Annotated in this window: 13 protein-coding genes; 8 read left to right on the top strand and 5 right to left on the bottom strand. The window is 56.6% G+C overall.

Translation table 11 applies throughout. The features are described from left to right. Nucleotides 1-14: 14 nt before the first annotated feature. The 3 genes from tsaA to VGK23_02000 form a co-directional block, all read right to left on the bottom strand. Complete coding sequence (gene tsaA / locus VGK23_02010; protein ID HEY3419310.1) at nt 15-395, bottom strand: tRNA (N6-threonylcarbamoyladenosine(37)-N6)-methyltransferase TrmO; 381 nt, start codon at nt 393-395, stop codon at nt 15-17. Next, nucleotides 389-1,510 (bottom strand): tryptophan--tRNA ligase, encoded by a 1,122-nt coding sequence (locus VGK23_02005; GenBank protein ID HEY3419309.1) that lies wholly within the window; start codon nt 1,508-1,510, stop codon nt 389-391. The genes tsaA and VGK23_02005 overlap by 7 nt, the downstream gene beginning before the upstream one ends. Before the next feature lie 140 nt (nt 1,511-1,650). After that, entirely contained in the window at nt 1,651-2,769 is a 1,119-nt protein-coding gene (locus VGK23_02000) for a TerC family protein (GenBank protein ID HEY3419308.1), read from the bottom strand. Between the two features lie 240 nt (nt 2,770-3,009). Here VGK23_02000 and VGK23_01995 point away from each other — a divergent pair, with 240 nt between their 5' ends. From VGK23_01995 to VGK23_01980, 4 genes are all read left to right on the top strand, one after another. Then, entirely contained in the window at nt 3,010-3,798 is a 789-nt protein-coding gene (locus VGK23_01995; GenBank protein ID HEY3419307.1) for a ThiF family adenylyltransferase, read from the top strand. An 89-nt stretch (nt 3,799-3,887) separates the two neighbouring features. Further along, complete coding sequence (locus VGK23_01990; GenBank protein HEY3419306.1) at nt 3,888-4,130, top strand: hypothetical protein; 243 nt, start codon at nt 3,888-3,890, stop codon at nt 4,128-4,130. After that, entirely contained in the window at nt 4,130-4,633 is a 504-nt protein-coding gene (locus tag VGK23_01985; protein ID HEY3419305.1) for a ubiquitin-conjugating enzyme E2, read from the top strand. The genes VGK23_01990 and VGK23_01985 overlap by 1 nt, the downstream gene beginning before the upstream one ends. Further along, nucleotides 4,630-5,262 carry a hypothetical protein gene (locus tag VGK23_01980; GenBank protein HEY3419304.1) on the top strand — a complete coding sequence of 211 codons (633 nt, stop codon included), beginning with the start codon at nt 4,630-4,632 and terminating at the stop codon, nt 5,260-5,262. The genes VGK23_01985 and VGK23_01980 overlap by 4 nt, the downstream gene beginning before the upstream one ends. 15 nt (nt 5,263-5,277) lie before the next feature. Here VGK23_01980 and hxlB read toward each other — a convergent pair whose 3' ends face one another. Next, nucleotides 5,278-5,817 carry a 6-phospho-3-hexuloisomerase gene (gene hxlB / locus VGK23_01975; protein ID HEY3419303.1) on the bottom strand — a complete coding sequence of 180 codons (540 nt, stop codon included), beginning with the start codon at nt 5,815-5,817 and terminating at the stop codon, nt 5,278-5,280. Continuing rightward, a complete protein-coding gene (locus VGK23_01970; GenBank protein ID HEY3419302.1) occupies nt 5,814-6,851 on the bottom strand; it encodes a TIM barrel protein in 1,038 nt (345 codons plus the stop codon). Before VGK23_01970 ends, hxlB begins: the two co-directional genes overlap by 4 nt. Nucleotides 6,852-7,269: 418 nt before the next feature. Between VGK23_01970 and VGK23_01965 the strand changes: the two genes are divergently transcribed. The 4 genes from VGK23_01965 to VGK23_01950 all read left to right on the top strand — a co-directional run bounded on the left by VGK23_01965 (nt 7,270) and on the right by VGK23_01950 (nt 12,637). Then, the gene (locus tag VGK23_01965; GenBank protein HEY3419301.1) at nt 7,270-11,316 is read left to right on the top strand and encodes a DUF4011 domain-containing protein; all 4,047 of its coding nucleotides are present in this window, start codon (nt 7,270-7,272) and stop codon (nt 11,314-11,316) included. A 130-nt stretch (nt 11,317-11,446) separates the two neighbouring features. After that, nucleotides 11,447-11,809 (top strand): 50S ribosomal protein L18e, encoded by a 363-nt coding sequence (locus VGK23_01960; protein ID HEY3419300.1) that lies wholly within the window; start codon nt 11,447-11,449, stop codon nt 11,807-11,809. 5 nt (nt 11,810-11,814) lie between these two features. After that, a complete protein-coding gene (locus VGK23_01955; GenBank protein ID HEY3419299.1) occupies nt 11,815-12,231 on the top strand; it encodes a 50S ribosomal protein L13 in 417 nt (138 codons plus the stop codon). 4 nt (nt 12,232-12,235) lie between these two features. Then, the gene (locus VGK23_01950; GenBank protein HEY3419298.1) at nt 12,236-12,637 is read left to right on the top strand and encodes a 30S ribosomal protein S9; all 402 of its coding nucleotides are present in this window, start codon (nt 12,236-12,238) and stop codon (nt 12,635-12,637) included. Nucleotide 12,638: the final 1 nt, after the last annotated feature.

Here is a 12,638-nt window from a genome sequence, read left to right as displayed (position 1 = left end):
ATTTGACAGTTTGTCTATCGCGGACCTCGATCGGCCGGCTTGATGTCGATGACGGGCGTCCCGTTGAACGCGTCCAGGCCTTTGACGGTGAGGATGTTGCCCATGATCGCGATCAATTGCACCCTGGTCACGCCGATCGGGTTCGGGCGGTCCGGGCTGCGCGAGGCGAACACCCCGACCAGAGGATCACTAGGATTGCCTTTGGGGTGGAGCTTCATCCGTGCTGGCCTGCTCCGGTCGAACCAGAAGATCACGTCGATCTCCTTCGACTCCTCAATGCGGTAAAGCCCTTCGACCAGATCCTCTTCTATGACTATCTCTGAAACGACATCGGTGAAGTCCATGCTGGACTCGATGTCGTTGCGCACGTATCCGATAGGTTCGATGTTCAACATGGTGCCTTCATCATGAATTCTTCGATCTTGTCCCTGGCCTCCTCGCGCTTCTGCTGGTGCACCTCGAGGAACTTGACTATCTTGTCGGCCAGCATCATCTTGCACTCCCCGCACAGGATCTCGCCCTTACGGCATTTCTCCGACAGGTCGTCCATGGCCCTGTCGTCCTTTTCGAACAGATAGTACTGGTATTTGAAAACGGAGCATACCTCTGGCTTGCCGCCGGTCTTGCGCTGCTCCTCGACCGATACCGCACCACCGGTGAACGCCGAGCCGACCTTCTTCCTGATCGCCTTGGCGCTGTCCGTGGTGTAGATCGTCGAGTTCGGCTGGGAAGAGGACATCTTGTCGCTGCCGGTAAGCCCGGGGAACATCTTGTTGTGGATGAGCGCTGGCTTGTTGTATCCGAGGAGGGGCGCCACATCGCGGGCGACGCGGAAGTGCGGGTCCTGGTCTATGCCACAGGGGATCAGGCAGGGCGTGCTCTTACCATACAGCTCGTTCTCGATGAAGCAGGGCGCCGCCTGCATGCTGGTGTAGTAGATGGAGCCGATGTTGGTGCTGTTATCGAAGCCGAAGACCGCCTTGGCGGTGGAGAACGTGACCCGCTTGGCCACCTTCAATGCCAGCGGGTATAGGGTCTTGATGACCTCGGTGTCCACCATGATCTTGGTCTTGGTGACGTCGAATCCGAGGGCGATGACGTCGAGCGCGTTCTCGTAGGCCATCTTCCTGGTGTCCTCCAGATGGAGGGTCTCGTTGAACAGGTACTTTTCGTCGTCGGTCATCTGGAAGTACAGGTTGGAGCCGAACGTGTCCTGCAGGTACTTGGTGAACAGCCAGGGCATGAGATGGCCCAGGTGGGTGTGGCCGGACGGGCCCCTGCCGGTGTAGAGGAAGAACTTGTTCCCCTTGTCGTACTCGTTCAGGATCCATTCCAGGTCCCGCTGCGAGTAGACGATGCCGCGCTTCAGCATCGGATGCAGTTCGCCATACTTGGAGAGGCGTGCCAGCATCTCGTCGTCTATGCGCTTCGTGCCGAAGCGGACGACCAGCTCGTCGTAGTCGATGTCGCCTGTCACTTCCCAGGGCGTGACCTTGAAATCCTTTTCCATTTGCACACCAGCGGGGCGGAGAACGGGGACGGAGGTAAAAAGGATTGCGAACAGTCAAGAATAAAAAAAGACAAGACTTTATGCTATTGGCGGTCGAGACTGCCATTAAAATTGAGGGAGGATTGCCCATAAAATCGTGATCATTCGTCCTTGTGGTACTTCTCCTCGGTATCCCTGAGCTCCTTCAGGGACGGGCAGGTTGCACCGTTTACTTCCGCTCCCTCCGCTGCGCAGGATCCCTCGCCCTCTTCTGCCTCGGATCTCTCAAGTTGCTTCAAGGCGGCGCAGGGCTCGCACGTCTCCTCTGCAGCCGCCTTGCTTTTCGCGGTGCGTTTGTTCTTCATGATCGAGGCGATGATCGCGACAACGAGGATCGCGACTATGACGGCCAGCGATCCCAGCACCGGGATGTGCACGTAGTCGGCCAGGAGCATCTTCGCCCCGACGAAGGACAGGATGCCGGCGAGCGCGTACTTCAGGTAGCAGAAGAGGCTCATGATGTGCGACAACGAGAAGTACAATGACCTCAGGCCGAGGATGGCGAACGCGTTGGAGCTGAACACGATGAACGTGGTGGTGGTGATCCCCAGGATGGCCGGTATCGAATCCACCGCGAACACGATATCGGTGGTCTCGACCACGATGAGAGCGATGAACAGCGGGGTGGCCCACATGATCTTCCTGGTCCCCTTGGAGTTGGGCCTCCTGACAAAGAACTTGTCCCCTTCGTAGTTCTTGGTCACGTGCATGAACCTGCGGAAGAACTTCACCATGGGGTTGTGCTCTGGCTCGACCGACTCCTTCTCCTTCTTGACCACCATCTTGATCCCGGTGTAGATCAGGAAGGCCCCGAAGATGTAGAGGACGAACGAGAACGACTCGACCAGGGTGACACCGACCACTATGAACGCTAGTCTGAACACCAATGCGCCCAGTATGCCCCAGAACAGGACCTTGTGCTGGTCCTTCGAGGGTACGCAGAACGAGCTAAGGATCAGGATGATGACGAACAGGTTGTCGACGCTGAGCATCAGCTCCATCAGGTAACCAGTGGTGAATTCGAGGCCGCTGGTCGACCCCATCGATATGTATATCCAGATGTTGAACACGACCGCCGCAGAGATGAAGAAGGCGGCCTGCAGGAGGGCTTCCTTCGGCTTGATGACGTGGGCCTTGCGGTTGAAGACCCCCAGGTCCAGTGCCAAAAGTCCGAAGATGCTGACTAGAAATATGATCCATTCCGTGCTGATGTCGGTCAAACGGCTCGCCCATCCTATGGATATTCACGGCTTGGTGACTTGATATCCAATAGCTAAATGAGGCAAAATGTCTATGCGTATTTAGGTTATTCGAACTGGTTCAACCATTTGTCGAACACTGATAAATGCTACCAGATTTCACCCGACCGTCACCGGTCCTCGGAGCATTGAACGCTCAACATCCTTTTCCGTAATCATGCCTTACCATTTTATCTAGCCATTCGTTCAATCGACGTGACAATGCAGGACCTGAGACCGGGGATGTTCGACCAGGACCGCCTGGAGCGCTCCCGAAGGATCACCTGGCTGGACATGGACCGGATAGCGGCCATGAGGTGTCTGGTCGTGGGGGCCGGGGCATTGGGCAACGAGGCGGTCAAGGACCTGGTGCTCTCTGGGTTCAAACACATCGAACTGGTCGACATGGACCATGTGGTCAGGTCCAACCTCAACCGCTGTGTCTTCTTCCGGGAAGGGGATGCGGAAAGGAAACTGATGAAAGCAGAGATCGTCGCGACCAGGGCAGCTGAGCTGGACCCCTCCGCCACCATCGTCCCGTCGATCGCCCGGGTGGAGACCTATGATGTGGACCGGTTCCGGTCCTTCGACCTGGTGTTCGGATGTTTGGACAACATCGCCGCTAGACTGCATGTCAACTCCCATTCATACCTGGCCCGTGTGCCTTACATCGACGGCGGAACGAACGGTTTCCGGGGAAAGGTTCAGGTGGTGCTCCCGCCGCTGACTCCGTGCCTCCAGTGTGCCATGAACCGCTCCCATTACCGGGTGATGGAAAAGAGGTTCAGCTGCACCGGGTCGGATGTCAGTTACTTCGAGCCGAAGATGCCCGCCGAGATCACCACGACAAGCGTGGTGGCGGCCATCCAAGTCAGAGAAGCCTTGAAATTGACGAGCGGCAGACCGGAGAAATGCATCAAGAACGTGGTTTTCTATGACGGACTGAATGGTACGGACGAACAGCTTGAGATCGACATAGACCCGGCCTGTCCGATGCATCAAGATCCGTGATTGGTCCCAACGGACGTCGTTCTCAGATATGATTACTCTAGTGCCAAGCTATTTTATATCTGAAAACGTCCGAGATTCCGGTGCAAATCATGGGTGTCAGGGTCATAATCAAGAATGCTGAGACCGGTTCGAACGTAGCGATGGACCTGGAGCCGACCAATTCGGTGCAGGAGATCATCGACAGCATCGCCATGTACTGGGAAAAGGATGCTGGCGCTTACGTCATCCGAAAGGGAAAGAAGCTGCTCAAGGGAGAACAAATGATCGGAGACCTGGGTTTCGTAGAGAATGACGAAATAGAACTGATCCCTGATCCCGAGGGCGGTATCTGATGCCCTTGCCCAAGGACATCCTGATCTCCCGACTCCGCAATGAACTTACCCAATGCTCGAAATACCTGAAAACGACAATGGACACGACCGATGGGAAACTGGAACACTATCCCGTCGAGTTAGACATCGAACTTCACAACACGCCTGGTCCAGTTCGTGAGAACGGCAAGATCATCAACCGGTACAATCACAGGTTCCGTATCATAATCTCATCCAATTATCCCTTTGAGAAACCGGCCGTCATCTGGAAGACTCCTATCTTTCACCCCAACATCATGGCCCCGGAGGACGGGGGCCACGTATGCACAAAGCTGCTTAGCGAATGGAGCTTCAATTCCACCATGCTTACCTTCGTCAAGGGCATCGAGTCATTGCTCATTGCTCCCAACGGCGAAAGCCCCTTCGGTACCTCGAGCTGCACGGAGGCAGCGGCCTTCTTCAACAATGGGACCAGGACCCTGCCGATCGTCACGACCACCCTTCCCAAGGTGGTGAGGAGGTGACCAAGCCTAAGATCATCGGCAGCAACGAGAGGACGGTCATGGATAAGGCGCCCCCGGAGAAGGAACGGATGGCGCCGCACAAGTGGCTGTCGAACGCGTCGCTCGAACGGTACAAAGAGGCGGAACCGGGAGGGTTCGACCTCTACATCTCAAAGCTGGCCGAGGAAAAGATGAGGAATCATGCTATCAGCCGGCTGTCCCCCCGCATGGAGGTGATGGGGTTTCTTCTTGGAACCATATACCGTTATGGAGAAAAGGAGTATGTCCTCGTCAGGGATGTGGTGACGACCGACCTCGATGCCTCGATGGTATCGGTCAAGTTCGACCGGCAGGGATTCGAGAAGCTGTTCGACTCGCTGGACGACAGCGGTTTCGACTACATCATCGTTGGCTGGTACCACTCGCATCCGGGACACGGCTGCTTCCTTTCGCAGACCGACATAGACACGCAGGTCTCGATGTTCAATCGGCCGTTCCACAGCGCCCTGGTCATCGATCCAGTGAACATGGAGATAGAGAACTTCAAGGTGGAGAACGGAAGGTCATTGCATCGGCCGTTCGCCATCTACTGGGATGAGTTCCAGAATCCTTATTACGGGGAGAGCGTGCGGAAGCGGCTCCTCAAATGATAGACCGGTCGTGGATCACACCCAGATGGCGTGCCTCTTCCTCATTGACGATTCGGTCTGGGAAAGGCGTTGCATCAGCACCGGGACCAATGAATCGAGAAGTATGGATGTGGAGACCTCAAAGATCGTTCCCAGGGGCGCCAGCCTCTTTCTCTGCTCATCCTTGTTCTGGGTTATCTCCAGCACCACGTCTGAAATGGAACCGAGCTTGGAATGGGAGGAGGATGTCACCGATACGATCCTGGAGCCGATGCGCCCGACGATATTGGCCGTCTGCACCGCCGACATGGTCTCGCCGGTGTTCGAGATCAGGATGACCAGGTCGTCCTGCTCCACGATCGGAGTGGTCATGTCACCGACGAAATGGACGTCCATGCCCAGCTGCACCAGGCGGACCGCGAAGGACTTGCCCACGAGACCGGACCTGCCGACCCCGTAGATGAATATCTTCTTCGACGAAAGGATCATGTCGATGACCTCGGCCACCTTCGTGTGGTCGACCTTGTCCAGCGCCTCCTGGACCTCTTTAAGTATGTAGGCTGAGGCTTCCTTCAATCGTAATCATCTTCCAGGTCGTCTTCGTCGGTCTCGACCCGGGGGGAGCGACCCTTGGCGTCCTTGACATGCTTGGGGGCCTTCTCAGCCTTCTCCGGCTTTTCCCCCTTCTCGGACTTCTCCGGTTTCTTGACCTTGGTCTCCTTTGAGACCTTCTTCGTCAGAATACGCTCGTAGATGACCTTCATGTACATGGCGTCGTGCTCGAGCAGCGGAGAGCTGGAGATGATGGTACATTCCGGGTTCTCCTCCACCAGGAATTCGGCGAGCGGTTCGAACCGGAGATCGCCCTTCTTGATCGGGGTGACCCGCTTCTCGTTGCCCGCCTCATGCTCCACGCCAGAGAAATGAGTGTAATAGTGTCCCTTCACTTGGGACCTGACCTTATCGAACAGTTCGCTGAAGTCCTGAGGCTCTCTGAGGGTGCCGTTCTGCCTGGCATGGACGTGGGCGAAGTTGATGACCGGGACGATCCCGTCGACGCTGTCGCACAGGTCCATGAGCTCCTCCACGGAACCGAACACTTCCTGCCTTCCGGAGGTCTCGAAACCGAGGATCGGCTTTATCTCGTTCTTCTCCCACCACTCCATGATCGTGGTCACGTTGCCGGTGATGGTCTCCACGGCCTCCTTCTTTGACATGTTGCCGTACAGGCCCAGGTGGGATATGACCATGTTCCCTTTCATCTGGTTGGTGAGCATTCCCGCCCAGCGTATGCTGTCGATGCTCTTCTGGGTGAGCTCGTTGTCGCTCGTTAGGTCCATGTAATAGGGAGTGTGCATGGACAATTGGACGTCTAGCTCCGCCCCCATATGCCCGAGGGTGATGAGCTCCTGGAAATTCTGGACCAGACCGGAGGCCAGCGTGATTAGTGTATCGTCAGCCTTGATCTTCTCATCCAGGTCGGCGATTATGGTGTCCTTCTTGCCCTTGTGCCGGACGATCTCGACCACGACATCGCTGGCAATTTCCAGCGGGGTCATGCCGACCTCTTCGTCGTCGGGATTCCTTTCCACAACGTTTACTCTGACCATCTGGACTTCCATGGCATTGAGACCGAGGTTGTGCACATCCTCGATGCCATCTTTGAGAGTCCTACCTTTACATGAAAGCGGAATTCCAGCTGGACCAAACCGTATCAAATTCTCCCCCCGATAAGCATCACCGTATGACGAACTTCATATTTAATCACTATTCATTCTGGTGGGTATACGCGTGCCTAGTTTTTCGATTAGGTTGGATGCTTATATGGCTTTGTGTCTGACAATTATACTCTGGAGCATCATCTGTTAATAATAGGTGTTTTATCAAGGTCAAATCTCTGCCCGGCATTATCAATCCGGCAGCCATATATATCCGTGGTATAGGATAGCACGGAGATATTTCTAAGGCCTCTATGTCAGACCGAATCCCTTATGACAGTTCCGCACCATCATACCTGAAGGTGTAGATGTGACCGAGAATGGCAATTCATTGGTGGCCAAAAAAATGGACCACTGGAGGTCGCGGCTCATCGATCTGAGCCTTCGGAACCGCCTGTTGAACTTCAAGCTCACAAAATCCTCGACCGTTCAGTTCATAGAACCATCGATGGAGGCACTCTTTGATTTCATTGCCAAGAAGAACAAGCCCATGGCGGTCATCTGCCCCGAGATCAGGGACGACATGGACGCTTCGGAGGAGGGCGCGAGGGAGTGCTTGCTGAGGGACCGGCTGCATGTGCTCCCAGGACAGGTTCTGCCTTCGACGCTTAACCCGAACACCGAGAAAGTTCTCTACACCACTCGCCTCAAGGCGAGGACCTTCATGCAGGAACAGGGGGTCAATGTGTTATACGTCACCTTCGGCATCCTCCGTTGGAAGGAAAAGGAAGGGGATGACCGGCTGATCTCCTCCCCGCTCGTGCTCGTTCCAGTGCAGCTGGGCAAGAAACCGTTCAAACCTTATATGCTGGTCCGTTTCGGGGACGAGGCGGTGCTGAATCCTTCCTTGGTCCTGAAGATGAGCACGGACCAGGGCATCGACCTACCCGCCATTCCGGACGATGTGGACGATTTCGATATCGAAGCCTATCTTAAGCTGGTCGAGCAGTCGGTTGCCAAAAAGGCCGGCTGGAGCGTAGCCAGGGAATCTTACCTGGGCATATTCTCGTTCACCAAACTGGCCATGTACGAGGACCTGAAGACCAACGAGGACGTGGCCACAGCCCACCCGATAGTACGGGCCTTGGCCGGCGATCCCAGCCTTCTGCCGCCGACACCCAAGGACCTGCCCACCGCCGAAAGCCTGGACGAGCTGGTGAAGCCCATCGATTCCCATTTGGTGCTGGACGCCGATTCCAGCCAGGGAGAGGCCATCGAGGCCATCCGCCGGGGTGCGAACCTGGTCCTCCAGGGGCCGCCTGGGACCGGGAAGAGCCAGACCATCGCCAACGTGATCGCGGAATGCATGTGGGCGGGCAAGACGGTCCTGTTCGTCAGCGAAAAGATGGCCGCGCTGGAAGTTGTCAAGAAGCGTCTGGATATATGCCGTCTGGGCGACTTTTGCCTAGAACTGCACAGCAACACGCCCAACAAGGGCGATGTGATCATCTCGCTAGGACGGCCATTGGACGGCAACGAGAGGGTCAAGGAACCGGACCTGACCGACCTTGAGAGGGTGGCATCGACCAGGGACCGGCTGAACGCATACGTGCATTTCCTGCACATGAAGATGGGAGCAATGGGGCTCACGCCTTTCAATGCCTATGGGCGCCTGGCGGAGCTCTATGAAGTGCCTGATCTGCCCTTCAAGATGAACGACCCCTTTGATCTGGAACGGAAACAGGTGGACGCAATGGAGTCGAGCCTGGAACGACTGGCCGGAAGGAAGGACGTTCTCTCCGTTCGAGCCACACACCCCTGGCACGACGTCGAACCGCTGTCCATGGACATGGGCAAACAGCAGGAGTTCCTGCATTCGCTGGAAACGCTGGTCAGCGCCATCGATGACACTTTGCCGAAAATGACCAGACTGGCCGAAAGGGCCCATATCGGCGTCCCGAGGTCACTGAACGAATGCAGGCGCACTATAAACATGGCCAGCATGATCGTCTCCACTCCATTCCCATTGAAGAACTGGATGGAGCCCCGGCTAATCGATGACCTGATCAACAAGGCGGAGAGCGAAAGGACCGCCTTCCGCTCCATGGAATCCTCCAGAAAACATCTCCTGGGCAAGTATGATAACGAGTTCCTTGAACATGACGAGGCGCATTTCAGCCGGAAGTTCGAAGAGGTGTACGATAGCCCGTTGAGATCGATGAGCTCCGACTACCGCACAGATATGAAGGTCCTCTCCATGCATCTCCTTAGCCAGCACAAGCTGGAATACGAGGAGGCGCTGAACGACATCAAGGAGCTCAAGACATTCCAGGATTCGCGAAGAATGCTCAATTCATCGGTCGCCGATGACTACAAGACCTTCGGCAAGTACTTTGACGGGCCGGGTACGGATTGGGAAGCGCTCATTTCCTCACTGCGATGGACGAAGGAGCTGATGCAGAGGGCGGGAGCCGACCTTAATGAGGGGCTTGTAGAGCTGGTGTGTGCGAATCCCGAAGGGATAGAGGAGATCAGCAAGAGCCTGGACAAGTCCATATCATCATTGGACGCCCTCATATCCGCCTGCCAGGTGCCTGGCCAATACCTTCGTGGCAATCAGCTCGGGATCGGTGACGGTCCGCTGGAATCGGCGCCGATGACCGATGTACGGAACTTCGTCTCGGCACATCTGGACGCCCGGGACCGGCTCAGGGAGTGGGTGGAGCTCAGGGATGCCGAGGAACAGGTGAGCGCCAATGGACTGGGCTCAATGCTGGACCTTGTTGTGAGGGATTCAGCGGACGCGGCCAAGCTGGTGCCGATGTTCCGCAAACGGTTCTTCACCCTGTGGATCGACTCCTGCCGCAGACGCGTCCCCCTGTTGGCCGGTTTCAACAGCGCCGAGCATGCTGCGCTCATCGAGGAATTCCGCAAGCTGGATCAGACTCAGTTGCTGCTTGCGCGGAAGAGATTGGCGTTCGAGCTGAGGCAGCGCGTGGAAAAGATGAAGACCGCAGACCCGGCGAGCCCGGTACGGATGCAGGAGTCCATGCTGCGGAAGGAGATGGCCAAGAAATCGAAGCAGATGGCCGTTCGGAAGCTGCTGTCGGACATACCCGATCTCCTGCCACTGCTCAAACCCTGCGTTATGATGTCGCCGCTCTCCGCCTGCCAGTTCGTCGACCCCAGGAAGGTGCACTTCGATGTGGTGATCTTCGATGAGGCGTCGCAGATCTGTCCTGAGGATGCCGTCGGCAGCGTGATGCGCGGGAAACAGCTGGTGGTCGTCGGGGATAGCAAGCAGTTGCCCCCGACCCGATTCTTCGAGAAGATAGAGGGCGACGACGACACCGAGGTCCAGGACCTGGAAAGCATACTGGACGAGTGTGCGACCATCGGCCTGCCCCAGAAGATGCTGCTCTGGCACTACCGATCCCGGAACGAATCGCTGATCGCCTTCTCCAACGCCTACTATTATGATAACCGTCTTTACACATTCCCGTCGGCAGACCTCCCGGGCCCCACCAGCGGCATCGAGTTCGTGCATGTGCCGGAAGGCGTCTACGATAGGGGCGGCAAGCGGGAGAACAAGATGGAGGCGAAGAAGGTCGCCGACCTGGTCTTCGAACAGTTCAAGGCCCATCCGGAGATGTCCCTGGGGGTCGTGGCGTTCAGTGAGGAGCAGCAGCTGGCCATCCTCGAGGTCGTCGAGTACATGAAGAAGCTGAGACCGGAGTTCCAGCAGTACTTCGACGAAGGCCAGGAGGAATCATTCTTCGTCAAGAACCTGGAGAACGTCCAAGGTGACGAGAGGGACGTCATGTTCTTCAGCGTCGGATACGGAAAAGACCAGGACGGTAAGCTGGTCATGAACTTCGGACCGTTGAACATGGAGGGAGGGCATCGGCGGCTGAATGTTGCCATCACCCGGGCCCGGCGGCACGTCAAGCTGATATCGTCGATGCAGCCCGAGGAGATCGATCCCAGCTCTTCATCCAAGGGCGTCCTGCTCCTGCGCCGATACATGGAATTCGCCCGGAGCCGGGGGGAAAGGGGTGCGCTGGGCTGTGACACCCGTCATGAAGATGAAGGAGAGAGGCCTCTGGAGGACTCGATCTTCAACGCGCTGACCAAGATGGGGCTTACCCTGCACCGCAGCGTGGGATGCTCCGGCTACCGGCTGGACATGGCCGTGATGGACCCAGAGAAGAACCAAAAGCATATACTGGGGATCGAATGTGACGGCCTCAACTACGCCTCCGGACGGACGGCCCGGGACCGGGAACGTTTGCGGGGCGAGGTCCTGCAGGGCCTGGGCTGGAACATGCACCGGGTCTGGTCGAGGGACTGGGTGGAGGACAGGAACCGAGAACTGCGCAAGATAGAGGCGCTGGTCGAACGCTATCGCTCCCGGTAACGGCCGTTGGATGGCGGATTCTGCGACTGGCAGGACCGATGATGGACCCTGCCTCCCTGAGTCCCTCTGGCAAAACTATTTAAAAGCCTTCTTATTATGTGCCCCTTACCAATGTCGGGAGAGTCAGAAATTGACATTTAACAAAAAGACTGATCCGAACCTATTGGTGCTCATCGACTCGCTTAAGACCGAGACGAGGACCAATGGTGCGGAGATCTGGCGAGACATTGCTCTAAGACTGGAGAAGTCCAAACAGAATTGGGCCGAGGTCAATCTGAGCAAGCTTGAACGAAACGCCGCCGAGAACGACGTCATCGTCGTACCGGGTAAGGTGTTGGGATCTGGCAGCCTGAGCAAGAAGCTCACCGTTGCAGCGTACGATTTCTCCGAGTCCGCGAAGAAGAAGATCGCGGAGGCCGGCGGGAAGCACTTGACCATCCCCGAGATGGTAAAGGACCACCCGGACGGCGCCGGAATAAGGATAATGAGGTGAACTAGATGATCGTTATCGATGCAACTGGACACGTCGCCGGAAGACTCGCCACCGCAGTGGCCAAGAAGCTTCTCCAGGGCGAGACCGTTATTGTCGTCAATGCCGAGAAGGCGATCGTCAGCGGAGACCGCTGGACGGTCCTTGAGCATTACGAGGTCAAGAGGTACAAGGGAGACGTCCGCAGCGGACCGTTCTTCCCCCGCCGCGCAGACCTCATCCTGAAGCGCACCGTAAGGGGCATGCTTCCGTACGATCACACCTGTGGAAGGGATGCCTACCACCGGTTGAAGTGCTATGTGGGCGTACCGAAGGAGTTTGCAGACATCAAGGCCGAGAAGGTCGAGGCCGCAATGCGCCTAACCTCTAACAGGTTCGTTACGATCAGCGAGATCGCCGGTCATATGGGTTCGAAGGTGAAGTGATACTATGGCTGAGGTTATTAACACCAGTGGAAAGAGGAAGACGGCGGTCGCACGGGCGGTTATTGCCGAGGGATCGGGAAAGATCCGCGTCAACAGTGTCCCGATCGAGGCGTACGTTCCGGAACTGGCCAAGCTCAAGATCATGGAACCGGTCACCCTGGCTCCAGAAATGTTCTCGAAGGTCGACATCACTGTCAGCGTACAAGGCGGCGGCGTTATGGGACAGGCGGAGGCCACAAGGACCGCAATCGCTAAAGCTTTGATCGAGTTCTTTAAGGATGAGACGCTCGAGAAGGCGTTCAAGCAGTACGACCGTTCGCTGCTCATCAGCGACATCAGGCGTAAACTGCCGAAGAAGCCGCTCGGACGTGGCGCCAGGAAGAAGAGACAGAAATCGTACAGGTGAG

The sequence above is a fragment of the Methanomassiliicoccales archaeon genome (assembly GCA_036504055.1).
Lineage (GTDB): Archaea > Thermoplasmatota > Thermoplasmata > Methanomassiliicoccales > UBA472 > DASXVU01.
The sequence above is the reverse complement of the archived record's forward strand: the minus strand, read 5'-3'. Positions and strand labels throughout refer to the sequence as shown.

Excerpts from the sequence above, each read along its gene's own strand:
- tsaA (HEY3419310.1), bottom strand. The coding sequence starts at position 395 with ATGTTGAACATCGAACCTATCGGATACGTGCGCAACGACATCGAGTCC.
- VGK23_02005 (HEY3419309.1), bottom strand. The coding sequence starts at position 1,510 with ATGGAAAAGGATTTCAAGGTCACGCCCTGGGAAGTGACAGGCGACATC.
- VGK23_01995 (HEY3419307.1), top strand. The coding sequence starts at position 3,010 with ATGCAGGACCTGAGACCGGGGATGTTCGACCAGGACCGCCTGGAGCGC.
- VGK23_01990 (HEY3419306.1), top strand. The coding sequence starts at position 3,888 with ATGGGTGTCAGGGTCATAATCAAGAATGCTGAGACCGGTTCGAACGTA.
- VGK23_01985 (HEY3419305.1), top strand. The coding sequence starts at position 4,130 with ATGCCCTTGCCCAAGGACATCCTGATCTCCCGACTCCGCAATGAACTT.
- VGK23_01970 (HEY3419302.1), bottom strand. The coding sequence starts at position 6,851 with ATGGTCAGAGTAAACGTTGTGGAAAGGAATCCCGACGACGAAGAGGTC.
- VGK23_01955 (HEY3419299.1), top strand. The coding sequence starts at position 11,815 with ATGATCGTTATCGATGCAACTGGACACGTCGCCGGAAGACTCGCCACC.
- VGK23_01950 (HEY3419298.1), top strand. The coding sequence starts at position 12,236 with ATGGCTGAGGTTATTAACACCAGTGGAAAGAGGAAGACGGCGGTCGCA.